The 26,194-nt window shown below is 45.6% G+C and carries 21 protein-coding genes; 13 read left to right on the top strand and 8 right to left on the bottom strand.

Annotation, left to right across the window (positions count from 1 at the left end):
* Positions 1-27: 27 nt before the first annotated feature.
* From ACHLI0_RS02820 to ACHLI0_RS02840, 5 genes are all read right to left on the bottom strand, one after another.
* The gene (locus tag ACHLI0_RS02820) at positions 28-1,197 is read right to left on the bottom strand and encodes an MORN repeat-containing protein (RefSeq protein WP_055218070.1); all 1,170 of its coding nucleotides are present in this window, start codon (positions 1,195-1,197) and stop codon (positions 28-30) included.
* 83 nt (positions 1,198-1,280) lie between these two features.
* Complete coding sequence (locus ACHLI0_RS02825; protein ID WP_490748402.1) at positions 1,281-2,564, bottom strand: M16 family metallopeptidase; 1,284 nt, start codon at positions 2,562-2,564, stop codon at positions 1,281-1,283.
* A gap of 3 nt (positions 2,565-2,567) precedes the next feature.
* A complete protein-coding gene (gene kdsB / locus ACHLI0_RS02830) occupies positions 2,568-3,320 on the bottom strand; it encodes a 3-deoxy-manno-octulosonate cytidylyltransferase (protein ID WP_234118012.1) in 753 nt (250 codons plus the stop codon).
* The gene (locus ACHLI0_RS02835) at positions 3,317-3,697 is read right to left on the bottom strand and encodes a 2-amino-4-hydroxy-6-hydroxymethyldihydropteridine diphosphokinase (RefSeq protein WP_008761418.1); all 381 of its coding nucleotides are present in this window, start codon (positions 3,695-3,697) and stop codon (positions 3,317-3,319) included. The genes kdsB and ACHLI0_RS02835 overlap by 4 nt, the downstream gene beginning before the upstream one ends.
* A 10-nt stretch (positions 3,698-3,707) precedes the next feature.
* Complete coding sequence (locus tag ACHLI0_RS02840; protein WP_008765610.1) at positions 3,708-6,047, bottom strand: transglycosylase domain-containing protein; 2,340 nt, start codon at positions 6,045-6,047, stop codon at positions 3,708-3,710.
* A 205-nt stretch (positions 6,048-6,252) separates the two neighbouring features.
* On the opposite strand from ACHLI0_RS02840, the gene pyrB reads away from it, so the two are divergent.
* The 5 genes from pyrB (at position 6,253) to glyA (ending at position 10,507) form a co-directional block, all read left to right on the top strand.
* Entirely contained in the window at positions 6,253-7,194 is a 942-nt protein-coding gene (pyrB, locus tag ACHLI0_RS02845; RefSeq protein ID WP_008761416.1) for an aspartate carbamoyltransferase, read from the top strand.
* Complete coding sequence (gene pyrI / locus ACHLI0_RS02850) at positions 7,191-7,652, top strand: aspartate carbamoyltransferase regulatory subunit (RefSeq protein WP_008761415.1); 462 nt, start codon at positions 7,191-7,193, stop codon at positions 7,650-7,652. The genes pyrB and pyrI overlap by 4 nt, the downstream gene beginning before the upstream one ends.
* A gap of 34 nt (positions 7,653-7,686) precedes the next feature.
* Positions 7,687-8,253 (top strand): flavin reductase family protein, encoded by a 567-nt coding sequence (locus tag ACHLI0_RS02855; protein ID WP_008761414.1) that lies wholly within the window; start codon positions 7,687-7,689, stop codon positions 8,251-8,253.
* Positions 8,254-8,269: 16 nt separating this feature from the next.
* On the top strand, positions 8,270-9,007 hold the full coding sequence (locus ACHLI0_RS02860; protein WP_022471292.1) for a porin family protein: 738 nt from the start codon (positions 8,270-8,272) through the stop codon (positions 9,005-9,007).
* Between the two features lie 219 nt (positions 9,008-9,226).
* Positions 9,227-10,507 (top strand): serine hydroxymethyltransferase, encoded by a 1,281-nt coding sequence (glyA, locus tag ACHLI0_RS02865; RefSeq protein WP_008761412.1) that lies wholly within the window; start codon positions 9,227-9,229, stop codon positions 10,505-10,507.
* Positions 10,508-10,893: 386 nt separating this feature from the next.
* Here the strand turns inward: glyA and ACHLI0_RS02870 are convergent, their stop codons facing one another.
* The gene (locus tag ACHLI0_RS02870) at positions 10,894-12,561 is read right to left on the bottom strand and encodes a formate--tetrahydrofolate ligase (RefSeq protein WP_055218080.1); all 1,668 of its coding nucleotides are present in this window, start codon (positions 12,559-12,561) and stop codon (positions 10,894-10,896) included.
* Between the two features lie 206 nt (positions 12,562-12,767).
* Here ACHLI0_RS02870 and aspT point away from each other — a divergent pair, with 206 nt between their 5' ends.
* Both aspT and aspD read left to right on the top strand, forming a co-directional pair.
* A complete protein-coding gene (gene aspT, locus ACHLI0_RS02875) occupies positions 12,768-14,462 on the top strand; it encodes an aspartate-alanine antiporter (protein WP_008765607.1) in 1,695 nt (564 codons plus the stop codon).
* A gap of 60 nt (positions 14,463-14,522) precedes the next feature.
* Positions 14,523-16,151: an aspartate 4-decarboxylase gene (aspD, locus tag ACHLI0_RS02880; RefSeq protein WP_187324009.1), complete on the top strand. Its 1,629-nt coding sequence runs from the start codon at positions 14,523-14,525 to the stop codon at positions 16,149-16,151.
* A 6-nt stretch (positions 16,152-16,157) separates the two neighbouring features.
* Here the strand turns inward: aspD and ACHLI0_RS02885 are convergent, their stop codons facing one another.
* Positions 16,158-18,266, bottom strand: a complete 2,109-nt coding sequence (locus ACHLI0_RS02885) for an outer membrane beta-barrel family protein (protein ID WP_490748403.1) — start codon at positions 18,264-18,266, stop codon at positions 16,158-16,160.
* Between the two features lie 133 nt (positions 18,267-18,399).
* On the opposite strand from ACHLI0_RS02885, the gene ACHLI0_RS02890 reads away from it, so the two are divergent.
* The 3 genes from ACHLI0_RS02890 (at position 18,400) to ACHLI0_RS02900 (ending at position 21,361) form a co-directional block, all read left to right on the top strand.
* Positions 18,400-19,914 carry a sensor histidine kinase gene (locus tag ACHLI0_RS02890; RefSeq protein ID WP_490748404.1) on the top strand — a complete coding sequence of 505 codons (1,515 nt, stop codon included), beginning with the start codon at positions 18,400-18,402 and terminating at the stop codon, positions 19,912-19,914.
* A gap of 12 nt (positions 19,915-19,926) precedes the next feature.
* Positions 19,927-20,622, top strand: coding sequence for a response regulator transcription factor (locus ACHLI0_RS02895; RefSeq protein ID WP_016267442.1), 696 nt, complete (start codon positions 19,927-19,929; stop codon positions 20,620-20,622).
* Positions 20,623-20,824: 202 nt separating this feature from the next.
* Positions 20,825-21,361, top strand: coding sequence for a hypothetical protein (locus ACHLI0_RS02900; RefSeq protein WP_008765599.1), 537 nt, complete (start codon positions 20,825-20,827; stop codon positions 21,359-21,361).
* Between the two features lie 149 nt (positions 21,362-21,510).
* Here ACHLI0_RS02900 and ACHLI0_RS02905 read toward each other — a convergent pair whose 3' ends face one another.
* The gene (locus ACHLI0_RS02905) at positions 21,511-22,527 is read right to left on the bottom strand and encodes an SDR family oxidoreductase (RefSeq protein WP_490748405.1); all 1,017 of its coding nucleotides are present in this window, start codon (positions 22,525-22,527) and stop codon (positions 21,511-21,513) included.
* Positions 22,528-22,775: 248 nt separating this feature from the next.
* On the opposite strand from ACHLI0_RS02905, the gene ACHLI0_RS02910 reads away from it, so the two are divergent.
* The 3 genes from ACHLI0_RS02910 (at position 22,776) to ACHLI0_RS02920 (ending at position 26,140) form a co-directional block, all read left to right on the top strand.
* Entirely contained in the window at positions 22,776-23,678 is a 903-nt protein-coding gene (locus ACHLI0_RS02910; protein WP_008765597.1) for a helix-turn-helix domain-containing protein, read from the top strand.
* A gap of 33 nt (positions 23,679-23,711) precedes the next feature.
* Positions 23,712-24,611 (top strand): helix-turn-helix domain-containing protein, encoded by a 900-nt coding sequence (locus ACHLI0_RS02915; RefSeq protein ID WP_490748406.1) that lies wholly within the window; start codon positions 23,712-23,714, stop codon positions 24,609-24,611.
* Positions 24,612-24,958: 347 nt separating this feature from the next.
* On the top strand, positions 24,959-26,140 hold the full coding sequence (locus ACHLI0_RS02920; protein ID WP_490748407.1) for a clostripain-related cysteine peptidase: 1,182 nt from the start codon (positions 24,959-24,961) through the stop codon (positions 26,138-26,140).
* The last annotated feature ends 54 nt before the right edge of the window (positions 26,141-26,194 follow it).

Consider the following 26,194-nt stretch of genomic DNA (forward strand, 5'->3'; position numbering starts at 1 on the left):
TTTCTTATTTATCTATAATTCTTTCTTTTAAAGAAGTCTTCCCATTTTATAGGTTCCTTTTTTGATCACCTTTCCGTCTTTATCTGTTTCTACAAAAGGACCATCTTTCTTTCCTTGTTTGAAGAAGCCTTCGAAGCGGTTACCGTCTTTGTCGATCTGAACACCTTGTCCTTCTTCCAGTCCGTCTACGAAACCACCTTTATATTGCATACCGGCAACGGTTTTCAGAGAGCCCTGACCGTGAGGACGATTGTTCTTCCAGTCTCCTTCGTAAACATCCCCGTTACTCCATTTATAGATACCTTTGCCTTCGCGTTTATTGTTTTTCCAGTCACCTTCATACACAGCACCGTTTGCCCACGTGAATGTACCTTTTCCGTCCTGCATACCGTCTTTGAAGTTTCCTACATATTTATCGCCGTTGGCATGATAATAAACGCCTTCTCCGGTGCGTTCTCCCAAAAGGTAAGAACCTTCGTATCGATCTCCCGTATGAAAAAAATAAGTACCTTTTCCATGCTGGATGTCATCTGCCCAGTCACCATCGTACTTATCTCCGTTAGTATATTCGAATACGCCTTTTCCGTGACGTACATCATCTTTCCAGTCACCGTCGTACTTGCAGCCGTCATCCCAGTTCATGGTACCTTTGCCGTTCTTCTTGTCATTCTTCCAGTGACCGCTGTATTTAGCACCGTTCGCCCACGTATAAGTACCTTCGCCTTCACGCTTGTCGTTCGCCCAATTGCCTACGTACAAGTCTCCATTATGATAATACATCGTTCCTGCACCATGCTGATAATCCTGGAACCACATACCGTCATAACGGTTATTATTCATAAAATAATAGATTCCTTTTCCGTGTTGCTGATCCTGGAACCACTGACCTTCGTACTTCTCTCCATCCGGAAAAGAATAGATTCCGTAACCTTCACGTTTTCCTTTGATATATTCCCCTTCGTAGACATCCCCATTTTTAAAGACCGTTTTCCCTTTTCCGTTCGGTTTGCGTCCTTTCATTTCTCCTGTATAGACGCTACCATCTTTGAAAGTATAATTTCCGATTTTTATTTCTGTAGAGAATGTGTCTTTCAACTTTCCGAAGAACCCACCTTTGCTGGTATTGTTATCTTGTGCCATCACTCCTCCCTGTGCAAGAAGAGTCAAAAAAAGTGTAGTATATAGATATTTCCTCATTAGTTTTACTCGTTACTCATTAAAATTACAGTTTGGACAAAGATACAACTTCTCTCCCAAAAAGTGCCATACCGGAAAGCAAATTATGACAACTTTTTACCAGCAATGACCTCTTTTAATGTCTCTTTGCACAAATAGCGCTGTGCCAATTCCTGTATTTCCTGAGGTGTCACCTCATTTACAGCCTGCAAAGAACGGGAGAAATACTGGTCATCCAGCCCCGAAGTAGCAATAAAAATCCACGCATCCGCCAGCGAGAAAGGCGATTCGTAGCTCCGGCACATTTCGCCCAGCATATAGTTGCGCACCATCGTCAGTTCTTCCATAGGAACAGGCTCCCGGTGTAGTTTGTCTATCTCATTATATACTTCCTGTATCAGCGGTTCCACGTATTCATTATCCGTTTCGGTCGAGATTCCCAGCAAACCGCTATCCGGATAGAACATAATTCCGGCAGAAATTCCATAAGTATATCCTTTCTCTTCACGGATATTAGACATCAGACGGCTGCCAAAGTATCCTCCGAACAGCGTCATCAGTACACGTAATTTCAGATAGTCGGGGTTCTGGCGGGTTATGGTAGTACATCCCATCTTTACCGCACTCTGCAAAGCGTCTTCACGCTCTATGAAAATTCTTTTTTCGGGAACGGCAACGAATGAAAATACCGGTTTTGATGCTTTCAGCTGATATTGTCCGAAAGGAGTCCCGAAAGCATCGGTCACCCGGCGGATGATATCTTCCGTCACCTTACCCGACAAGAAAATGGAGCAATTGCCCGAATGATAATGCCGTCCGTAGAATTCACGAAGGACTTCCGGCGTAATGGCATGATAATCTTCCTCCACTACGATTTGTCCGCATGGATGCTGCGCCCCGTAAAGTGCCTGCAACAGACCACGGTGTGCAAGGAAGTCTACTTTGGAAGTATTGACCAGATATTGCTGGATATTCGTATCCAGGATGGTATGCAGTTCTTTCTCCGGAAACAAGGGTTCCTTAATCATGGATTCCACGACTTCCAGCGTTTTTGCCAGATACTTGTTCAACGAGTAGACAGTGATATAAGCATACTCCGACGAACTGGACAGTTCGAGCCATGAACCATAATAATCCAGCTTCTCTGCAATGGTTGCCGCTGTATACTTCTGCGTGCCTTCGCGTAATATCCGGTTTGTAAACAGCGCCTGCAACTTCTGCGACTGCTGCCAACGACCTCCGGCAAAAAGAATATCCATACGGACCACCTCCTGTTCACCGGCATTGACAACCGTCAACGGGACGCCGTTCGGCAAAATAGTCCGGACGGGAGGAAGGATATGGAAATTTTTCAGGGCCTGTATTTCAGGTTGTATCGTACGATCCATAAATCAGCTTCTGTTCTTCAAAAATTCTTCTGCATGTTTCAGATCCTGCGGCGTGTCGATACCGATCGTTTCCACATCACTGATGCCTACCTTTATTTTATATCCATTCTCCAGCCAGCGCAACTGTTCGAGCGATTCTGCCAACTCCAGAGAGGATTGCGGAAGAGCGGTGATCTCCTTCAATACTTCCGTGCGATAAGCGTACAGACCGATATGTTTGTAGTAGGTATGTCCCTTCAGCCAGTCTTCCTTGTCGGCATTGCGCTGAAAAGGTATGATGGAACGGCTGAAATAAAGTGCGTTCCAGTTCTTGTTGACCACCACTTTCGGGGAGTTGACATTCTCCAGTACAGCAAACGGTTCATCGGCTGTGAAAGGCTTCACCAACGTAGCAATCTGCGTGGTAGGGTCTTCGAAACAAGCCTTTACAGCATTCAGCTGGGAAGGCTGGATGAAAGGTTCGTCCCCCTGTATATTGACCACCACATCAAAATCGCCTCCGATCTTAGTGCACGCCTCATAGCAGCGGTCGGTACCACTTTTATGGTCGACGGAAGTCATGACTACTTTTCCTCCGAATGCTTTTACGGCAACTTCAATACGTTCGTCATCGGTAGCCACATAAGCATCATCCAAGATGCCCGCTACTTGTTCGTATACACGCTGTATCACCGTCTTTCCCCCCAGCATAGCCAATGGTTTCGCAGGGAAACGGGTGGATGCATAGCGGGCAGGTATTATTCCCAGAAATTTCATATCTGATTGTATTTTAATTCTTCTAATCCTTTCACTACATACTCTCTTTTCAGGTCTTCCGGCTTCAACACCCGGTCATCGAAAGAGAGCAAATCAATATCCAGACTGACTTTTTCTTCCTTCTTATCCTCCGGACGACGCCCGGCGGACTGCTCGATAGCTTTCAGCTCCTTGCGCACTCTTTCCTCCTCCGCTTCCGAGAAGAACATCGCCACCTGATTGGAGAACAATGCCGGACTTCTGAAAAACAAAGGGCGTGTCTCCTGTTCAGACGTAAAACGGATGGTAGGAAACAAATCCACCAGTCTCCTGCGAGCCAGAAGAAGATTCTCTTTCCGGTTGTAGTTACTTCCGATACAAATGATACATTTATGCACGATGAGAGGTTTAATTAAACAAATCGTCCAGTCCCGTTTCTTCGAAGACTTCTCCGTCCGGTGTTTCCGAACCGGCACAAGGGTCAAAACCTTCGGGCAATTTAAACGTTTCCGTCTGGCTGTATCCCAAAGTCGGGTCATCGTAGACTTTCTTCATATAAGTTGCCCAGATAGGCAATGCGGCAGCGGCTCCCTGTCCATAAGTCATTGTACCAAAGTGGATGTCACGTTCATCACCTCCTACCCAGCAACCGGACACCAATGATGGAGTAAAGCCCATAAACCAGCTATCCGAGTTATCATTGGTCGTACCTGTTTTACCGCCCATATCGGCCGTAATTCCGTAACGGCGAACACGTCCGCCTGTTCCTTCATTGATAACGGAACGAAGCATTACCAACATCTTGTATGCGCTCGAAACACTGATAACTTCTTCCATCTGCGGTGCAAACGTAGAAAGCACATTGCCGTCACTATCTTCAATGCGGGTGACGAATAACGGAGCTACCCGAATCCCCTTATTGGCAAAAGCTGTATATGCGCTTACCATTTCACCGACAGAAATTTCGCAGGGACCCAGACAAAGTGAAACAACAGGGTCGATCGCCTTGTTTCGTACACCAAAACTATGAATCAGCCTTACAAGGTTATAAGGATTCAGTTTACCCATCAGGTAAGCCGAAATCCAGTTATCCGAATTGGCCAGTCCCCATTTCAGAGTCACCATTTCACCATAACGTTTATTATTGGCGTTTCGGGGAGTCCATGCCTCTCCTGTTTCGGTAATCAGCGTTTGTTCTACATGACGCACCTGATCACAAGGTGAAAATCCGTTCTCCATCGCCAGTGTATACAGATACGGCTTGATAGTAGAACCTACCTGACGGCGTCCCACCATTGCCATGTCATATTGGAAATATGTATAATTCGGTCCTCCAACATACGCCTTCACATATCCGGTCATCGGGTCCATCGACATGAATCCTGTACGCAGGAAGTGTTTGTAATAGCGAATAGAGTCCATCGGAGTCATAATCGTATCCTTCTCACCTGCCCAAGTGAAAACAGACATTTCCTGAGGAGTATCGAATGCTTTGCGAATCTCCTGTTCAGAAGCACCCGCCGACTTCATTACATTATAACGTTCGGTTTGTTTCATGGCTCTGGTCAGCAATTCTTCCACCCGCGCCTGCGGCAATGCCCTTGCATACGGGGCGTTCTTACTTCCTTGTTTTTCTTTAAAGAACAGAGGTTGCAAGAAGTCGCCTAAATGTTCTTTGATAGCATCCTCAGCGTATTGCTGCATATGCGAATTGATGGTGGTATAAATCTTCAGACCATCCGTATAGATATTATAATTCGAGCCGTCTTTCTTTTTATTTTTGGCGCACCAGCCATACAACGGATTTGTTTCCCATGAAAGTGAATCTTCATAATACTTCTGCATCTGCCAGCCGCGGTACTCGCTCTTAACCGGTTTCTTGGCGGTCATCACGCCACGAAGATATTCGCGGAAATAGGTTGCCAGACCTTCTTTATGGTCTACACGGGTATATGCAAGTTTCAGCGGAAGTGCCTGCAGAGAATCACACTCCGCATCCGAGATGTAGCCAGCTTTTTCCATCTGACGCAGTACGACATTACGACGTCCCAGCGCATTCTCACGGATTTTCGGATTTCGGGATACCGGATTATAACGGGACGGATTCTGACACATTCCCACCAGCATCGCTGCCTGCTCTATTTTCAAATCTTTGGGTTCACAGCCGAAATAAGTAGATGCGGCTGTCTTTATACCTACAGCATTATTCAGGAAGTCGAACTTATTAAGATACATTGTCAGAATCTCTTCTTTCGTATAGTAACGTTCCAGTTTTACGGCAATCACCCATTCGATCGGTTTCTGCAACAGACGCTGCATAGTATTGCTTGCCACCTTTTCCGTAAACAACTGTTTTGCCAGCTGTTGTGAGATCGTACTACCTCCACCTGCGCTTTTCTGCAACAATAATCCACGCTTGACGATAGCACGGAAAAGTGCCTTCGCATCAATACCGGAATGTTCGGCAAAACGAACATCCTCCGTCGCAATCAGCGCATGAATGATATTGGGAGAAAGATCGGCATAGCTGCTGTACACACGATTGTTTTTTTCCATCGAGAATGTACCCAGCACCTTCCCGTCTTCCGAGAAGACTTCCGTTGCAAATTTATAATTGGGGTTTTCCAGTTCTTCCACAGGAGGCATATAGCCTATCCAGCCTTTAGAGATAGACACAAAAACTACTACGATAGCTATTAAAGCAACTGCCAACAATACCCAAAGAACGTTTATTATTTTTCGAATCATGTTTCTTCTAGCTTAAAAAAGATGCTTATAATTAAGCCGCAAAGGTAGATAAAATATAGCATACAGCAAACGAGTTTTTGATTTATTTGATATTTTAAAACCAACCGAAAAACGAATAAAAAGAGAAAAAAAGTTTGTATTTTACATTTTCTTCGTACCTTTACACTCCGGTAAAACAAGTTCTATCCACATAAAAGATAACAAAATGGAAAACAGAAGTTTAGTAACCATTGCCGAACATTCTAAAGAAAAAATCCTCTACATGCTCGAAATGGCGAAGCAGTTTGAAATGAACCCCAACCGCCGGTTATTGCAAGGTAAGGTAGTAGCAACCCTGTTCTTTGAACCTTCCACCCGTACCCGTCTGAGTTTCGAAACAGCAGCCAATCGCCTCGGCGCACGCGTCATCGGATTTACTGATCCGAAAGCAACCAGCTCCTCAAAAGGAGAAACACTCAAAGACACGATCATGATGGTTAGCAGCTATGCGGATATCATCGTCATGCGACACTATCTCGAAGGAGCTGCCCGATATGCCAGCGAAGTAGCCCCTGTGCCCATCGTCAATGCAGGAGACGGAGCCAACCAGCACCCGTCACAAACGATGCTCGACCTCTACTCCATCTACAAAACTCAGGGAACACTGGAAAATCTGAACATCTTTCTGGTGGGAGACTTGAAATACGGCCGCACCGTCCACTCACTACTGATGGCTATGCGTCACTTCAACCCTACATTCCACTTCATCGCCCCCGATGAACTGAAAATGCCGGAAGAATATAAGCTATACTGCAAAGAGCATCAGATCAAATACATTGAGCATACGGAATTTACCGAAGAAATTATCGCCGACGCCGACATCCTGTATATGACCCGTGTGCAACGTGAACGCTTCACCGACCTGATGGAATACGAACGAGTGAAAAATGTATATATCCTGCGCAACAAGATGCTGGAAAATACCCGTCCGAACCTCCGCATCCTGCACCCGCTGCCCCGTGTCAACGAGATTGCTTACGACGTGGACAACAACCCGAAAGCATACTATTTCCAACAGGCGCAAAACGGTCTGTATGCCCGTGAAGCCATCCTTTGCGACGTGTTAGGTATCACATTAGAGGACGTTAAAAACGATATTTTATTATGAGCGAAAATAAACAAGCATTGCAAGTAGCTGCCCTGAAAAACGGGACAGTGATTGACCATATCCCATCAGAAAAACTCTTTACTGTCGTACAACTTCTGGGCGTGGAGCAAATGAAGTGTAACATCACCATCGGCTTCAACCTCGACAGCAAAAAGCTAGGGAAAAAAGGCATTATCAAAATCGCCGACAAGTTTTTCTGCGACGAAGAAATCAACCGCATATCGGTAGTAGCACCTTACGTAAAACTGAACATTATCCGCGACTATGAAGTCGTTGAAAAGAAAGAAGTCAGAATGCCGGACGAACTGCACGGCATCGTAAAATGCGCCAATCCGAAATGTATCACGAACAATGAACCTATGCCTACGTTATTTCATGTGATAGACAAGGATAATTGCATCGTGAAGTGCCATTATTGCGAGAAAGAACAGAAACGCGAGGAAATCACCATCCTCTAGTTTCTCCATTCCTCATTCTTAATTTTTTGTTAAATTGAAACAAGACTGGAAACCGGGAACGATGATCTATCCGCTGCCTGCCGTATTGGTGAGTTGCGGAAAAGATGAAAGTGAATATAATATTATAACAGTAGCATGGACGGGTACGATTTGTACAAACCCGCCCATGTGCTATATATCCGTACGACCGGAACGACACTCCTACGACATCATCAAGAAGAATATGGAGTTCGTCATCAATCTGACAACTAAAGACATGGCGTTCCCTACCGACTGGTGCGGAGTACGTTCGGGACGGAATTATCGTAAATTCGAAGAGATGAAACTCACTCCGGGACGCTGCACCGTAGTCAGCGCACCGCTGATCGAAGAGTCTCCCCTCTGCATCGAATGTCGCGTGAAGGAAATTGTTTCGCTCGGTTCGCATGATATGTTTATCGCCGATGTGGTAAACGTCCGTGCAGACGACCGGAACCTGAATCCCGAAACCGGCAAGTTCGAACTGGCGGAAGCGAACCCACTGGTATATGTACACGGAGGATATTACGACCTGGGAGAAAAAATAGGGAAATTCGGCTGGAGTGTAGAAAAGAAGAAATAAAGAAAAAAGTACTGCCATGAATATACTGCGCAACATAATTCTTTTCGGTTGGATGGCGATAGCTTGCACAGCTTTCGCCCAAGATCGTAACGCAGATAAAGTGGAACGTCCCAACACAAAGAAAATTAACTTCGGTATCAAAGCCGGATTTAACTCCTCCATGTTCATGGTATCCGAATTGAAAATCAAAGACGTAACCATCGACGAAGTACAAAATAATTATAAGATCGGCTATTTCGGCGCGATCTTCATGCGCTTTAATATAAAGAAGCACTTCATTCAGCCGGAAGCATCCTATAATGTCAGCAAAGGCGAGATCACCTTTGACAAACTCGGTTCGCAGCACCCTGCCATCGAACCCGATTATGCTTCGGTACAATCCGTACTTCACAGTATCGACTTCCCTGTCCTCTACGGATATAATGTAGTGAAAAAAGGACCGTACGGAATGTCTATCTTTGCCGGTCCCAAACTCCGGTATCTATGGGGAAAGCAGAACGAAATCACTTTCACGAACTTCGACCAGAAAGGGATTCATGAAAAGCTGTATCCGCTCAATGTCAGCGTCGTGATCGGCGTCGGCGTCAATATCTCCCGCATCTTTTTCGACTTCCGCTACGAACAGGGGATAGGAAATATCTCCAAATCCATCGTATATGACAATATCAATTCAGACGGCAGCACGGGAGTCAGCCCTATCATTTTCCGCCGCCGCGACAGCGCATTAAGTTTCTCGTTCGGATTCATTCTTTAAGGGACATCCGACAACCGGCTGATTAACTTTTGATAGTCGGCAACCGGCAAAAACAGACACCTCCTATTCATTCCGTACGATAAATTATCCATTATCTATTAATTTCCTCTATTTACTAACATTTTTCTTATAGTTCCTTCGTTCTTTATTTATTTTCACTAACTTTGTGCGCTTAAAATAGGTATCTCGAATTAGAAATTTAATCATACTATAAAAAGAATGAAAAGAGACGACTTAATTTTCGATATCATCGAAAAAGAGCACCAACGTCAGCTGAAAGGTATCGAGCTGATTGCATCTGAAAACTTTGTAAGTGACCAGGTAATGCAGGCAATGGGTTCTTGCCTGACTAACAAGTACGCAGAAGGTTATCCGGGCAAACGTTACTACGGAGGTTGTGAAGTAGTTGACCAGAGCGAACAAATCGCTATCGACCGCCTGAAAGAAATCTTCGGCGCCGAATGGGCAAACGTACAACCGCATTCAGGAGCACAAGCCAACGCAGCCGTATTTCTGGCTGTTTTGAATCCGGGCGACAAATTTATGGGATTAAACCTCGCACACGGCGGACACCTTTCTCACGGTTCATTAGTAAACACTTCCGGCATTATCTACACTCCTTGCGAATACAATCTGAATCAGGAAACCGGCCGTGTAGACTACGACCAGATGGAAGAAGTTGCCTTGCGCGAAAAGCCGAAAATGATTATCGGCGGCGGCTCTGCTTATTCCCGCGAATGGGACTACAAACGTATGCGTGAAATCGCAGACAAAGTAGGCGCTATCCTGATGATCGATATGGCTCACCCTGCGGGTCTGATCGCTGCCGGACTGTTGGAGAACCCGGTTAAATATGCACACATCGTCACTTCGACTACACATAAAACACTTCGCGGACCTCGTGGTGGGGTCATCATGATGGGAAAAGATTTCCCTAATCCTTGGGGAAAGAAAACTCCGAAGGGTGAGATCAAAATGATGTCTCAATTACTGGATTCAGCTGTATTCCCAGGTGTACAGGGCGGACCGTTGGAACACGTAATCGCTGCCAAAGCCGTAGCTTTCGGCGAAATCCTGCAACCGGAATACAAGGAATATGCAAAACAGGTTCAGAAGAATGCTGCCGTACTGGCACAGGCTTTGATAGACCGTGGTTTTACAATCGTTTCCGGTGGTACGGACAATCACTCCATGCTGGTTGACCTGCGTAGCAAATACCCTGATCTGACAGGTAAAGTGGCAGAAAAAGCATTAGTTTCTGCTGACATTACCGTGAATAAGAACATGGTTCCGTTTGACAGCCGTTCTGCTTTCCAAACTTCCGGTATCCGTCTGGGTACTCCTGCCATCACAACCCGTGGTGCGAAAGAAGACCTGATGATCGAAATTGCCGAAATGATCGAAACAGTTCTGTCTAACGTGGAAAACGAAGAGGTGATCGCACAAGTACGTGCACGTGTCAATGAGACAATGAAGAAATATCCTCTTTTTGCTGATTAAGATTTCTTTCTTTGAGTAACCAAATGCCGGTAATGTGAATTAGCAGCATTTGTGTTCAACATTTCATAAAGAATTTCTTTTGAATTTTATAAGCCTGCTTTCTGTGAAGAAAACAGGCTTTTCTTTTTTATTTATTAACAGAGTCAGACAAACTATCTGCCCAAAAATATGTTTTCTTACTACAAAAAGAGAAATTGAAATACGCACTATACTCTTCCGGACAGCAGCGACTTCAATCGTACAGTGTATCAGACAAGGTCAACATACCGGTACACTGGACTCTATATACAATCATCCCCGTCTTCCCAAACTATCAGAAGTGGAAAGACGGGGATTTATATTGGATGATTGACAGTACAGAAATATACTAAATGAAATAGTAAAAATCAGCTCAGTCCTTCAATTTCACCATCTACAATGTCGATATGCAGCGCTTGCGGTTCTTTGGGCAGTCCCGGCATACGAAGAATTTCTCCTGCAATCGCTACAATCATTTCGGCGCCGTTATTAATCACTATATCCTTGATATGGAACTCGAAATTATTCACGGCACCATAAATTTTCGGATCGGCAGAGAAGGAGTATTGCGTCTTGGCAATGCAAACCGGATAATGAGTGATTCCCATTTTCTCAATCAGTTTGATGCGGTTGCGGGCGATGCTGCTATACGTAATGACGCTGGCTCCATAAAGGTTGGTAGCCACTTTCTCTATTTTCTGCTGTACACTGTCTTCTTCTTTATACGTATAACGCAAAGGTTCGGACGGATTATTTTCTATCGTATCGACTACGAGGCGGGCCATATCTACCGCTCCTTCACCACCTTCGCTGAACGCATTATTGATGGCGTAACCTACACCCAACTGTTCGCAGTGCTCGCGCAGCATTTCCATTTCCTCGTCCGTGTCGGTGGCAAACTTATTGAAAGCTACCACTACCGTCTGTCCGAAAGAGCGAAGATTACGAATATGTTTATCCAGATTGCGCAATCCTTCTTTCAGTCCTTCCATGTTCGGTTCCTTGATGCGGTCGAGGCTGACACCACCGTGCATCTTCAGTCCTTGTGCCGTAGCGACAATCACGGTCAGTTTGGGCTGGAGTCCGCTTTTGCGGCATTTGATGTTATAGAACTTTTCAGCACCGAGGTCTGCGCCGAATCCGGCTTCCGTGATCACATAGTCACCGAATGACATTGCCAGTTTGGTGGCAAGAATAGAGTTACAGCCATGAGCGATATTGGCAAACGGTCCGCCGTGTACGAAAGCGGCGGTACCTTCGGTCGTCTGCACCAGATTCGGATGGATGGCGTCTTTCAGCAATACCGTGATAGCTCCCGCCACTCCGAGATCTTTCACCGTAAAGGGCTGGTCATCATATGTAAAACCAAGCAGAATATTTTCAATGCGACGGCGCAAGTCTTCCACATCTTTGGAAAGGCAGAGAATGGCCATAATTTCCGAAGCCGGAGTAATATCGAAGCCTGACTCCTGCGTGATGCCGTTCGACTTGGGTCCGAGTCCGACTACGATGCTGCGCAACGAACGGTCGTTCACGTCGAGCACCCGACGCCAGAGAATTTCTTTCAATCCGAAACCTTTCGCCTGATTCTGATAAAGATAATTATCGAGCAAAGCAGAAATCATGTTATGCGCGGAAGTAATCGCATGGAAGTCTCCCGTAAAATGCAGATTGATCTTCTCCATCGGAAGCACCTGTGCGTATCCCCCACCCGCTGCTCCTCCCTTCATACCGAAGCAAGGACCGAGAGACGGCTCGCGCAAAGCGACAATCGCCTTCTTTCCGATTTTGTTCAGTCCCAGGGCAAGACCGATAGATACTGTAGTTTTGCCGATACCCGCCTTTGTCGCTGTGATGGCAGTTACCAAGACAAGGTTACTTTTCTTCACTTTCTCCTCGTCGATCAGTTGTTCGGGAATCTTCGCGATGTAGCGACCATAATTTTCGACTTCTTCACGAGGGATTCCGATGCTTTCGGCAACTTGCTTGATCTTTTTCAACTCGACACTGCGAGCTATTTCTATGTCTGATTTCATACAGAATATGATTAGTTTTATTTGAAGTGACAAAAGTATAACAAAAAAGCGAAACTGAGAAATTTAAGACGCTCTCTCGTTTGCCCGGAACTTCCGCACAATTAATTTATATTTTTATAAACTATGACGATAACGCACATACTCCCCTAAACTCTTTTTGTACAAGAACTGTTGTTAAGAACATAACCTAAACAAGAACAACATATATGGAATGGATTATTAATCAATTAAGGGATCATCCCGAACTTGCCATTTTCCTCACTTTATTCGCCGGCTTCTGGCTGGGCAGATTCAAAATAGGAAAATTTTCGTTGGGAACAGTAACCAGCGTACTACTGGTCGGAGTACTGGTGGGACAATTAAACATTAGTGTAGACGGCCCGATGAAAGCTGTCTTTTTCCTCCTGTTTTTATTCGCTGTGGGCTATAAGGTAGGTCCGCAATTCTTTCGCGGATTGAAGAAAGACGGATTGCCGCAAGTAGGATTTGCCGTCCTGATGTGCATTGTCAGCCTCATCGCCCCATGGATACTTGCCAAAATCATGGGCTATCATGTAGGCGAAGCTGCCGGATTGTTGGCAGGTTCACAGACCATCTCCGCAGTGATCGGTGTGGCAAGCGACACGATCAATCAATTAAGCATCAGCGATGCGCAAAAAGCGACATTTATCAATGCTATCCCCGTAGCATACGCTGTGACTTATATTTTCGGTACGGCAGGTTCCGCATGGATTCTGGCTTCACTCGGTCCCAAAATGCTGGGCGGACTGGAGAAGGTGAAAGCGGACTGCAAAGAGCTGGAAGCCAAAATGGGAACTTCCGAAGCAGATGAACCCGGATTTTACACCGCCCTCCGCCCCGTCGTATTCCGTGCTTATAAAATAGACAACGAATGGTTCGGCAAAGGAAAAACGGTCAGCGAACTGGAGAACTATCTGGTGGAAAACGATAAACGGCTGTTTGTAGAACGCGTACGGCAAAAGGGCGTCATAGAAGAAGTCACCCCGGATATGCTTCTACAACCGGGCGATGAAGTCGTGTTAAGCGGCCGCCGTGAATATGCAATCGGCGAAGAAGACTGGATCGGTCCGGAAGTGATCGACGCCCAACTGCTCGACTTCCCGGCAGAGACGCTTCCGGTAATGGTCACCCACCGCACATTCGCAGGTGAAAAGGTCTCCACGATCCGTGCGCTGAAATTCATGCACGGTGTCAGCATCCGCAGCATCAAGCGGGCAGGCATCAATGTGCCGGTACTCGCTCAGACAGTGATCGACTCCGGCGATATCCTCGAACTGACCGGAACAAAACTCGAAGTAGAAACTGCCGCCAAACAGATGGGCTATATCGATCGCCCCACCAACCAGACAGATATGATCTTTGTGGGACTGGGTATTCTGCTCGGTGGTCTGGTCGGCGCACTTGCCATTCACCTGGGAGGTATCCCGATCAGCCTGTCCACCAGTGGAGGTGCCTTGATCGCAGGACTCGTATTCGGCTGGCTGCGTAGCAAACATCCTACCTTTGGCGGTATCCCCGAACCTTCGTTATGGGTATTGAATAATGTAGGACTGAATATGTTTATCGCCGTTGTCGGCATCGCTGCCGGACCTAGTTTCGTGACCGGTTTCAAGGAAGTAGGATTCAGCCTGTTTATCGTCGGTGCGCTGGCAACCGCCATCCCCCTTCTCAGCGGACTGCTGATGGGAAGATATCTGTTCAAGTTCCACCCTGCCCTCACTCTGGGATGTACAGCTGGGGCACGCACCACAACTGCCGCACTGGGAGCTATTCAAGACGCACTGGAAAGCGACACTCCCGCGTTAGGATACACCGTGACGTATGCCGTCGGCAATACGCTGCTGATTATCTGGGGAGTAGCCATCGTATTGCTCATGTAAATGTCAGTATAGTGAATGTATAGGAAATCAAAATTAAGTATCAAAATAATAAAAACCATTATGGAAAAGAAAACAACTGGCACAGCTATCACCAAGAACTTTGCCAAAAAGATGGAAACGATCAGCCCTTTCGAACTTAAAAACAAGCTCATCGAAATGGCTGACGAGAGTATCAAGAAAATGGCCCATACCATGCTGAACGCAGGACGAGGCAACCCAAACTGGATTGCGACCGAACCGCGTGAAGCATTCTTCCTGTTAGGAAAATTCGGACTTTGCGAATGTCGCCGTGTCCAATCCCTGGAAGAAGGAATAGCAGGCATCCCACAACAGGAAGGAATAGCCGCCCGCTTCGAGGCTTTCCTCAAAGAGAACGAGAAAGAAGCCGGAGCCAGGTTACTGAAAGAAACCTATAATTATATGCTGATGGAACACGCAGCCGATCCGGATAGACTGGTTCATGAATGGGCGGAATCGGTCATCGGCGACCAGTATCCTGTCCCCGACCGTATCCTGCACTTCACCGAACTGATCGTACAGGATTATCTGGCACAGGAAATGTGCGACCGCCGTCCGCCCAAAGGCACTTTCGACCTCTTCGCTACCGAAGGCGGAACGGCTGCCATGTGCTATGTATTCGATTCATTGCAGGAAAATTTCCTGTTGAATCAAGGGGATTCCATCGCCCTGATGATTCCTGTCTTCACGCCTTACATCGAGATTCCGGAATTACGCCGCTATCAGTTCGATGTTACCGAAATATCTGCCGATCAGATGACACCGGACGGGCTGCACACCTGGCAATATAAAGATGAAGATATCGATAAACTGAAAAATCCGCAGATAAAAGCGTTGTTCATCACCAATCCGAGCAATCCGCCCAGTTACGCGCTGAGCCCGGAGACTGCCGCACGTATTGTCAACATCGTAAAGAATGACAATCCGAATCTGATGATCATTACGGACGATGTGTACGGAACATTCATACCTCACTTCCGTTCGTTGATGGCGGAGTTGCCGCATAATACACTCTGCGTCTACTCCTTCTCCAAATATTTCGGAGCCACAGGATGGAGAAATGCAGTGATAGCCCTACACGAAGACAACATCTACGACAAAATGATTGCCCGCCTGTCGGAGGAGCAAACAGCAATCTTAAACAAGCGTTATGCAAGCCTCAGTTTACATCCCGAGAAGATGAAGTTTATTGACCGCATGGTGGCCGACAGCCGGCAGATTGCACTGAACCATACCGCAGGACTCTCGCTGCCCCAGCAAATGCAGATGAGCCTGTTCGCCGCCTTCTCCCTTCTCGACAAGGAAGACCGGTACAAGGCAAAGATGCAGGAAATCATCCACCGTCGCCTGCATGCACTCTGGGACAACACCGGCTTTACGCTGATAGAAGATCCTCTACGTGCCGGGTACTATTCGGAAATCGACATGCTGGTATGGGCGAAGAAATTCTACGGTGACGAATTTGTAGACTATCTGCAAAAGACCTACAATCCGCTCGACGTTGTTTTCCGCCTTGCCAACGAGACTTCGCTCGTCCTGCTGAACGGCGGCGGATTTGCCGGACCGAAATGGAGTGTCCGTGTTTCGCTCGCCAATCTGAACGAAGCCGATTACGTAAAAATAGGACAAAGTATCAAGCGCGTACTGGATGAGTATGCAAAAAATAGATAATACTTATTATTTAAAGCGGGAAGTATCCACCTCTTCCCGCTTTTTCTCCTTGTATCCTCCAAATTTGTAGTTGAAGGAAATACCGAAGGCACGGGTAGTCTTCATATAGTGATTCTTCACATTCTGTTGTCCGAAACGGACATTAGTCGAAATGGTGGAAGTATTAAATATGTCATCACATTTCAAGGTCAGTTGTGCTTTTCCCTTTGCAAAAGTATAGCGCAGGGCCGCATCCAGATTTCCCGAACGGGGAAGGTCGAAAATGCCTTGTATCGCCTTGTTCTGATAAAATCCGCTTAGGGTAAACTTCAAATCAGGTTTGGTGGAAAGAGTGAAGGTATTGTTCATGGTCAATACAAACGTATATAGTTTGCGGTCGAACGGGATATCCCAGAAATCACTGTCTTTCTGACGGTAACGGAAGCCGATTGCCGTGATGCGGGAGTCCAGCCATTTCTTCACTTTAAAGGGAACTACCATTACCAAGCCCGCCTGTTCCGAGAAGTCGAAGTTAAAGCATTTATAGATCTCGACCAGACGTTCCGGAGACTGGTAAAGCGTCTGCATTTCCTTGTTTTTCGTGTGGCTGTAATAGGCGGTCAGCACATATTTACCTTTTAATATATAGCTAATGTTAGCTTCGTAGTTGGTTGCCGGTTTAAGGAAGGGATTTCCCTGAATTTCGGAATAAGCGCCCATGTAGGAAGTGGAGTTCTGCATACTCCAGTATTCCGGATATTCCTTGTCGCTGCTCAATGAAAATTGCAGGATATGTCCCGGGGCAGGCAAATAAGTCAGGTTGGCAACCGGATACAGACTCCATTCGTTCCACATATCCGTATGATATTGCTCGGCAGCCAGAGAGACATCCGCCGAAAGTTTCTCACCGAAGCTCTTGCTGAGTCCGGCATAAAAGTTCAGCGTCTGCTCGCGACGACGGGATTGCATGTTGTTGTCCGGCAATAATGCTTCCGTTTCGGGATCGTAATACATTTGATAACTATTGTCCAATGCGGTCGTATAAGCAACACCATAATTCAATCCCCAGTCTGCGCCCAAAGTATGTTCTTGTCCGGCATAGAAACGCCATTGGTTGATCCGTTGGTTATCTTTGCTCAGGAAGTTCAGTGTTTCTTCTCCCAGTGTGCTGTAAAGCAGCTGACTGCCGGGAGCATGATAATAGGTAAATTCCGCTCCGGCTTTCAGTCCGAAAGGAGTCTGATAGTCGAGTTTGGCATTATGGAGCTGTCCTTCCGAGTGCGAATCGGTGACCGAGTTCTGCGCACCGGTGACTGTGGCGTAAGGTTTGACATCGGTGAAAGCAGTGGTATAAACCAAGCTCAGCAAATGCTTGTCGGTAAAGGCATAGTCCATCCCAAGGCGTATCTGGTGATTGTTGTGGCGGGAAGTAGTGATATCATACATATTCATCGAATGCACCGAACCGTCGGCGAGCGTGTGAAGCGCTTCCTTGTCTGTCTCCCTCCGTTCGCGGCTGTAAGAGTAAGAGTAGAGAAGATCAGCAGAAAATTTGCGTCCGGAGTATAGAAGGCTCGCACGCTCTGCCAGAGATTCGTAGTGTAATTGGCTGTAAGCGGTATATAGTTCTCCCTGAAGAGAAGGTTCTTTTCCCATGCCCGAAGTCAGTATCAGATTGATCATCGGTCCGCGCACCTGATAACGTGCCGGAGCGGAATACATCACTTCCGCCTTTTCAATCCGACTGACGGGCATTGATTTCAGCAGGTTGCTTAATTGCTCTACAGAGAGGGTGGTCACTTTTCCGTTGATAACCACAGTGACCGGCTGCCCTCCCAACGTCAGGGCATCATTCATGGAGACAACCCCCGGCAGGTTCTTTACCGCATCATAGGCATTGTCTACCGGCAGGCTGCCGACCAGTCTCGGAACGTCGTATACCAGTTTCCCCTGTTCGGCTTTTACTACCGGACGTTCGCCGGTGATCATGACTTCGGGAAGTTCCCGATACAGGCTGTCTATATAAGCTACGTTCATTACGCTGTCGGCAGGTTCCTGCACTGTCTGTACCTGCTGTGCAGAAGCGTACATCCAATACATAAAAAGTAACAAAAGCAGTAAATAAGTTCGTTTCATATCGCATTTATTTTTGAGTATGCTGCAAAATACGGGAGAAAAAACGAAACTTTACGTTATCGCCGGCTTATCTAGTGTTATTTAGTCTTATCAAAGAGAAGAAAGATAATAGTTTCATACTATCTTTGTCCGTATGAAATTACCACTGAAACATATCATTATCCTTGTCATCTGCTCGCTGACAGGCATCTTTGTTTACCAGACATATTGGCTGACAGGGCTTTACCGCACGATGAAGCAGGAAATGAACAATAATATCAAAGACGCCATGCGTACGAGCGACTTTAATGAAATCGTGCTTCGCGTCAACGAGCTGCAAAAGGATAATGTGGAACATGGTTCGGTCACCGTTTCCGCCGGATATGGTGCAGACGGCAAGTCGCTGGTGACAAGCCAGACCGTCTCTTATACGGACAGTACCTACAAAGACACCCTGCATACACGCACGGAAACAGCAGTAGATACCCTAGCCGTCAATGCCAACGATCCGGATGCCAGCGCCGTTGCCTCCAGCGAAAGCGGACTTGATGTATTATTAAAGAAACAGGACTCGATGAAAGAACTCATACTCAGCGTCCAGCAGGGTATGCACTCCGGTGTGGACACCTACATCGACATCAACCTGCAAAAATATGACAGTCTACTCACCGATGTACTGAAAGCACACAACATAGATGTGCCTCACCATACCTTATATATATACAGCGGAGCCACTCAGGATTCATCCCAGACATTCGTAGATACACTGGGCATCGCAGGAGACAGCACCTATATCCCCAGCCCGAAAGCCATCCGCTACGACTACGAATTCAACAGACATCACAGCCAACGCTACCAACTGATAATGGAACCCATCACCTCACTGGTATGGAAACAAATGACCGGCATCCTAGTCACTTCATTTGTCATCTTCCTCATCCTCGGATTTTCCTTCTGGTTCCTCATCCGCACACTGCTGAAACAAAAGACGCTGGAAGAAATGAAGAGCAACTTTACGAACAACATCACGCATGAGTTAAAGACTCCGATTGCCGTGGCGTATGCCGCCAACGATGCGCTGCTGAATTTCAACCAGGCGGAAGAGAAGAGCAAACGTGACCAATATCTGCGCATCAGCCAAGAACAGCTACAGCGCTTGAGCGGACTCGTCGAACAGATTCTTTCCATGAGCATGGAAAGCCGCAAGACGTTCAGACTGCACCCCGAAGAGATTTGTCTGAAAGAACTGATTACTTCTTTAATAGAGCAGCACCAGCTAAAAGCGGATATCCCCGTACACATAACACTGGAAACAGAACCGGAAGCACTAACGATAGTAGCCGACCGCACTCATTTCAGCAATATCATCAGTAACCTGATAGACAATGCCGTGAAATATTCGAAACAAGAAGCAGAGATTACGATTCAGTGCCGCCAAACGGAAGAAACGGTGACTATCACCGTCTCTGATCATGGAATAGGTATTCCGCTGGATAAGCAGAAACATATATTCGACAAATTCTATCGCGTTCCGACCGGGAATCTTCATAACGTGAAAGGATACGGCTTAGGGCTTTTCTATGTCAAAAGCATGGTCGAAAAACATGGAGGCACCATCACCGTCAAAAGTGAATCCGGCAAAGGAAGTACATTTACCATTACTATCTAAAACATCAGAACCATGAGCAAAAACGACATTACAGTATTGTTGGTGGAAGACGAGCTGACACTCGCCATGATTATCAAAGATACGCTCGAGGAAAACGGTTTTACCATCCATACCGCCTCCGACGGCGAAGAAGGATTGCATCTTTTCTTTGAACTTCGGCCGGACGTGCTGGTGGCCGATGTGATGATGCCCAAAATGGACGGCTTCGAAATGGTACGCCGCATCCGGCAGACGGACAAGCAGACACCTGTACTGTTTCTGACTGCCCGTTCGGCCATCAACGATGTGGTAGAAGGATTCGAACTCGGAGCAAACGATTATCTGAAAAAGCCTTTCGGCATGCAGGAACTGATCATACGTATCAAGGCGCTGATGGGAAAAGCGTTCAGCTTCACGGAGACAAAGGTATCCAGCCGTTTTGAGATAGGAAGTTATCTGTTCGATCCGGTCGCGCAGACATTGCTGCATGCCGGAGTGAGACAGGAACTCTCCCACCGCGAGTCGGAAATACTGAAACGGCTTTGTGAGAACCGGAATCAGGTGGTCAATACGCAGGACGTTCTGCTGGAACTTTGGGGGGATGACAGTTTCTTCAATTCCCGGAGTCTGCATGTATTCATCACGAAACTGCGGCATAAGTTGTCGCAGGATGAGCAAATACGTATCGTCAATGTGCGGGGAATCGGCTATAAACTCATTGCAAACTAAGCTCTAAAATAGTGTCACTATCCTACTGGCATAGTGTCACTATCCCCACAGGATACTTACACTATCTTAGTGGGATAGTGACACCATCCCGACGAGACAGTGGCACACTCCTTTTTAAAGGATTTTTCTCTAAGAAAACATAACGGAAGCAGGCAGTCAGACTAAAAATCTCTATCTTTGTCATCAATCAACCTTTACGAAGATGAGAAAACTGATTCTATTTCTTTCGCTGATATTATCGGTCGGTTTTGCATCCGCACAGTCGGAGGTTCCTTCCGATAGTATTCGTCGTGCTCCGTCGAGCAATATAAAGGAATTCGGTGGCTTCCTGCTCGATATGGGATTAATGAATGTGGCCCCTCCCAAACTTCCGAAATTCAGTCTCGATGTACCGGATGTGAGTAAAGACTATAATCAGATATTCCGTCTGAATACAGACGCCAGCTATACACAGGGATTCACCGACGCATTTTCTTCCCCTTTCTCCGGTTTCGGATATGGGTATGGCTGGGGATTGTCGTCTTCACCGCAGTTCATGCAGATGGGCACCTTCAAACTGAAAAACGGATGGAAAATCAATACATACGGAGACTATGACAAAGACGGATGGAAAGTGCCCAACCGTAGTGCCATGCCTTGGGAGAAGAATAATTTCCGGGGAGCATTCGAACTGAAGTCCTCCAATGGTAATTTCGGTATCCGGATCGAGGTTCAGCAGGGGCGGAACGGTCTTTATTAACTACGCTACTCATTATGATCGACTTGTTTCGGCTATTAGCATATTCTGATTAGCTATTAGCATAATCCGATTAGCTAATAGCTAATCAGAATATGCTAATAGGATATTTCAATCATCAATAACAAGATGGTTATTTACTCAACTAACGTTTATTCTGCTTCAAAAGCTCTGTCTGCCGCAGCCATCGCGTCGGCTACACGGTCGCACCATGAATCGAACTCCGGATCAGGAGTCTGTGTTTCGGGGTGCAAAAGCATGTATTGTACTGACTGCTTTAAACCGTCCGCCATCGAAGTTGTACAGATAAAGTCCGGCACAAAGCGTTTTATTTTCGAATTATCAAAGACTACCGTTGCGGCTTTGTCCCCCAACAGTTCGCCCCGAAAGTCATAGTTCCCGCCATGTCTCGCAAGAAAATCGGAAGCCACATGGAGTGCGTTCAAAGGTCTCCCCAGCGCATCGGCAATGGTTTGATAAATCTGATTCCAAGTCATACTCTCATCTGTGGTGATATGGAAGGCATTCCCGATGGCATGAGGGTTAGCCATCAGTCCTACATATCCTTTGGCAAAATCTTTGGAATGTGTCAGTGTCCACAAGGAACTTCCGTCACCAGGGATAATAACCGGTTTCCCGTCAAGGATACGTTTAAGTATCTGCCAGTTCCCCTTATTTCCATGCAGGCTTACAGGAGGTTTCGTTCCATTATACGTATGGCTGGGACGGACAATCGTAATCGGGAAACCGGTGGTACGGTATGCTGTCATCAACACTTCTTCGGCGGCAATCTTATGCCGTGAATATTGCCAGTAAGGATTCACTAAAGGGGTACTTTCCGTGATACGGTAATCAGCCAACGGTTTTTGGTAGGCGGATGCACTGCTGATAAAAATATATTGTTTCGTCTTATTACGGAACAGACGGATATCACGTTCTACATCTTCTGCCGTGTAAGCGATGAACTGAGCTACGACATCATAACTTTCATCTGCAATAGCTTTCGCCACGGCTTCCTCATCGTGAATGTCGGCAATGATACTGTCCACACCTTCCGGCAGTTTTTTTGAGCCCCGGTTAAGCAGTGTTATCTCCCACCCTCTCTGTTGAGCCAATTCTACTACATCGGTACTGATCGTACCGGTTCCTCCAATGAATAATGCTTTCATAAAACAAGTCTTTTTAAATTCACAGGAACAAATATATTAATTCTACTATTCACATCCCGTGATTATCCCGTTTTTTTGTTTCCGACACGCTGATATTTAGCTGGAAAAAGTGAGTTTGCCTCCCACTGCCCGCCGGCATTGTATACAAATTACTGAATCTTATACCCAAATTACTGTTTTGCAAATCCGGAATGAGAAAGATACATTTAAAAGCCTTATCTTTGTGACAGATCAAAACTGTAAGCCGTATGGAAGAAATAACAAAAATTGAAAGCATTGACCAGTATGACCAACTGTTCGGACTAGAGACCTTGCACCCGCTGGTAAACGTGATCGACTTTTCGAAAGCGACAAAGACGGTAGACTACTATCGTATGAATATCGGATTCTACTCTCTGTTTCTGAAAGACGCAAAATGTGGCGATCTCAGATATGGACGGAAGTATTATGACTATCAGGAAGGAACCGTTGTCTGCATGGCTCCGGGACAGGTTATCGGGATAGATAACCGCAAGCAGACACCAATTCGTACAAAATCTATCGGCCTTTTATTTCATCCCGATTTAATCCGGGGAACTTCTTTAGGGCAGAACATCAAACACTATAGTTTCTTCTCTTACGAAGTGAATGAAGCACTGCATCTCTCCGAACAGGAAAGGGAAATCGTGACCGACTGTATCCACAAAATACAAATCGAACTGGAACATGCCATCGACAAACACAGCAAGCAGCTCATTGTCCGCAATATAGAACTATTGCTCGACTATTGCATGCGCTTCTACGAACGGCAATTCATCACCCGTAATCAGGCGAATAAAGATATCATCGTGAAGTTCGAACAGTTATTGGACGAGTATTTTCAGAATCAGACTGCACTTACCGAAGGACTTCCTTCTGTAAAATACTTTGCGGACAAAGTCTGCCTTTCTTCCAATTACTTCGGAGACCTGATCAAGAAAGAAACAGGAAAAACAGCGCAGGAATATATCCAGCACCGGATCATAGAACTTGCCAAGGAACGGATATTAGAAGGTAGCCAGACGGTCAGCCAGATTGCGTATGAACTGGGGTTCCAGTATCCGCAGCATTTCAGCCGGTTGTTCAAGAAGAATGTCGGATGTACGCCAAACGAATATAAGCAACAGAACTAAAACAGCTCCATTAATCAGGATATTAGTTACATCATGGGAGATAAAGTACTTAAGATAGGAAGTGTGCATCAATGTAATTGCTGCATGGGGAGTAAGACGCTGCACCCTCTGGTCAGTGTCATCGACCTTTCAAAAGCCGATTTATCCTCCCATACGGATTTCAAATTCGGATTTTACACGATTCTGTTGAGCGAATGCAAATGTGAAGCCTACAGATACGGACATCAGTACTACGACTTCTCAGACGGGACACTTCTCTGTCTGACTCCCGGCGAGGCAATCAGTATGAAGGATAGTGACAACACACGTCCCTCCAAGGGATGGATACTGGCGTTTCATCCCGACTTGATCTGCGGCACTGCGCTTGGAGCAAACATTCGTGACTATACTTTCTTCTCTTATCGCCCCGAAGAAGCACTGCATGTTTCATTACGTGAAAAGCAGGTCATACTGGAACTTCTGGATAAAATAAATCAAGAATTGCAACGCTGCATCGACTGCTATAGTCAGAAGATCATTTCCAAATACATCGAACTACTGCTTGATTATTGCGAACGCTTCTACGAACGCCAGTTCATCACACGCAATGAGGCTAACAAAAAGATTATCGAACGGTTTGACCGTCTTTTGGATGATCATTTCAATATTATACAAAGTCAGTCCTCCGATCTTCCCACTATTGAGGAGTGCGTCAGAGTACTTCGTCTTTCTCCCGCATATTTCAATGATTTGCTGGAATATGAAACGGGGAAATCGTACAAAGAATATCTTCAGTTCAAGCGTTTCGAGACAGCTAAAGAGTGGTTGATAAATACAGATAAACCACTCAGCCAGATAGCACAGGAACTCGGTTTCCGGAATCCGCAATATTTCAGCCGCCTGTTTAAGAAGATCACCGGTTGTTTGCCGAATGATTTCAGGATGCCTAACTGAATTTTCTCTTAATAAAAATAGAATTGAGATTTCAAATTCTTAATCAATGTTATAAAACATACTATTTTTCTTGGATAATTTGCAAAGTTCACAGAAGTCTGTACATTTGCAATGTGTTTTTCATAGTATTAGATTTAAGGTTAACAAAGGTTGGAGCAAGGCGTTGCTCCTTTTTTTATGTCCATACGTGAGCTATTGGACTTTCGTATATAGTAGAATTACATTATTTTTCAGTAGATTTGCAGTAACACTTGAAAAGATACATCAGATTATATCTAGATTATATAAATCAAAAAGTGCTCCTTTTACGTTATATATCAAGAAGTAACTTTAATCCTGACAAAACAATGAAGACAGAGCGGAAATATCACCATTTGATTAAATCAGTAGTCATCGTACTATTCCTTTCTTTTGGCATGACTTCATGCGAAAAGGAAGAGCCTGTTCCAGTACCTACAGAACAAACGGTATTCATGTATCTCCCTTGGTCTGATAATCTCACATCCAATTTCTATCAGAACATCAGCGACCTTGAAAGTGTAGTTGAAAAGAATATCCTGAAGGATGAACGAATAATCATTTTCATGTGTACCACAGCAACGAAAGCCACTCTTTTTGAACTCGCTTATGAGAACGGCAAGAGTGTGCGTAAAACTCTAAAGAACTATACAGACCCTGCATATACCACAGCAGAAGGTATCACATCCATTCTAAATGACGTGCAACGCTACTCTCCCACCAAACGCTATTCGATGATCATCGGCTGTCATGGCATGGGATGGATACCCGTATCAAATTCTAAATCACGTAGCGGTCTTCGTACCAAAATGCACTGGGAATACGAAAATGTACCAATGACACGCTACTTCGGAGGATTAAATGCCCAATATCAGACTGATATAACCACACTTGCCAAAGGAATATCCAATGCCGGACTTAAAATGGAATATATACTCTTTGACGACTGCTATATGTCAAGTATAGAAGTGGCCTACGATCTCAAAGACGTAACTGATTATCTGATAGGATCTACAAGTGAAGTGATGGCGTATGGTATGCCATACGCCGAAATAGGTCAGTATCTAATTGGGAAAGTAGATTATGCCGGTATCTGTGACGGTTTTTACTCTTTTTATTCCAATTATAGCACACCCTGCGGAACAATCGCTGTCACTGATTGCTCAGAACTTGATAACCTGGTAACTATTATGAAAGAAATTAATCATCGATATACTTTTGATCCTTCACTAACCAGCTCTTTACAGAGACTGGACGGATATTATCCGGTCATCTTCTTTGACTACGGTGACTATGTTTCAAAATTATGCCCCGATGAAACTCTAGTGGCACAGTTCAACGAACAGCTCAATCGTACGGTGCTATTCAAAAGAAATACAGAATATTTCTATTCGATGAGCAGAGGAAAAGTGAAAATAAATACCTTCTCCGGTATCACAATCTCCGATCCAAGTACGCACTCACTGGCCTCAAAAAAAGAAGAAACAGCGTGGTATGCAGCTACTCATTAAGAACAAAAGATAAGATCAGGAAATCTCTTAATAAAAATAGAATCGAGAATTCAA

The organism is Bacteroides sp. RCH18, assembly GCF_058231005.1.

Bases quoted from the DNA above. Each gene is read 5' to 3' on its own strand.
- ACHLI0_RS02820 (WP_055218070.1), bottom strand. From the start codon at position 1,197: ATGAGGAAATATCTATATACTACACTTTTTTTGACTCTTCTTGCACAG.
- ACHLI0_RS02825 (WP_490748402.1), bottom strand. From the start codon at position 2,564: ATGGATCGTACGATACAACCTGAAATACAGGCCCTGAAAAATTTCCAT.
- kdsB (WP_234118012.1), bottom strand. From the start codon at position 3,320: ATGAAATTTCTGGGAATAATACCTGCCCGCTATGCATCCACCCGTTTC.
- ACHLI0_RS02840 (WP_008765610.1), bottom strand. From the start codon at position 6,047: ATGATTCGAAAAATAATAAACGTTCTTTGGGTATTGTTGGCAGTTGCT.
- pyrB (WP_008761416.1), top strand. From the start codon at position 6,253: ATGGAAAACAGAAGTTTAGTAACCATTGCCGAACATTCTAAAGAAAAA.
- pyrI (WP_008761415.1), top strand. From the start codon at position 7,191: ATGAGCGAAAATAAACAAGCATTGCAAGTAGCTGCCCTGAAAAACGGG.
- ACHLI0_RS02860 (WP_022471292.1), top strand. From the start codon at position 8,270: ATGAATATACTGCGCAACATAATTCTTTTCGGTTGGATGGCGATAGCT.
- glyA (WP_008761412.1), top strand. From the start codon at position 9,227: ATGAAAAGAGACGACTTAATTTTCGATATCATCGAAAAAGAGCACCAA.
- ACHLI0_RS02870 (WP_055218080.1), bottom strand. From the start codon at position 12,561: ATGAAATCAGACATAGAAATAGCTCGCAGTGTCGAGTTGAAAAAGATC.
- aspT (WP_008765607.1), top strand. From the start codon at position 12,768: ATGGAATGGATTATTAATCAATTAAGGGATCATCCCGAACTTGCCATT.
- aspD (WP_187324009.1), top strand. From the start codon at position 14,523: ATGGAAAAGAAAACAACTGGCACAGCTATCACCAAGAACTTTGCCAAA.
- ACHLI0_RS02885 (WP_490748403.1), bottom strand. From the start codon at position 18,266: ATGAAACGAACTTATTTACTGCTTTTGTTACTTTTTATGTATTGGATG.
- ACHLI0_RS02890 (WP_490748404.1), top strand. From the start codon at position 18,400: ATGAAATTACCACTGAAACATATCATTATCCTTGTCATCTGCTCGCTG.
- ACHLI0_RS02895 (WP_016267442.1), top strand. From the start codon at position 19,927: ATGAGCAAAAACGACATTACAGTATTGTTGGTGGAAGACGAGCTGACA.
- ACHLI0_RS02900 (WP_008765599.1), top strand. From the start codon at position 20,825: ATGAGAAAACTGATTCTATTTCTTTCGCTGATATTATCGGTCGGTTTT.
- ACHLI0_RS02905 (WP_490748405.1), bottom strand. From the start codon at position 22,527: ATGAAAGCATTATTCATTGGAGGAACCGGTACGATCAGTACCGATGTA.
- ACHLI0_RS02910 (WP_008765597.1), top strand. From the start codon at position 22,776: ATGGAAGAAATAACAAAAATTGAAAGCATTGACCAGTATGACCAACTG.
- ACHLI0_RS02915 (WP_490748406.1), top strand. From the start codon at position 23,712: ATGGGAGATAAAGTACTTAAGATAGGAAGTGTGCATCAATGTAATTGC.
- ACHLI0_RS02920 (WP_490748407.1), top strand. From the start codon at position 24,959: ATGAAGACAGAGCGGAAATATCACCATTTGATTAAATCAGTAGTCATC.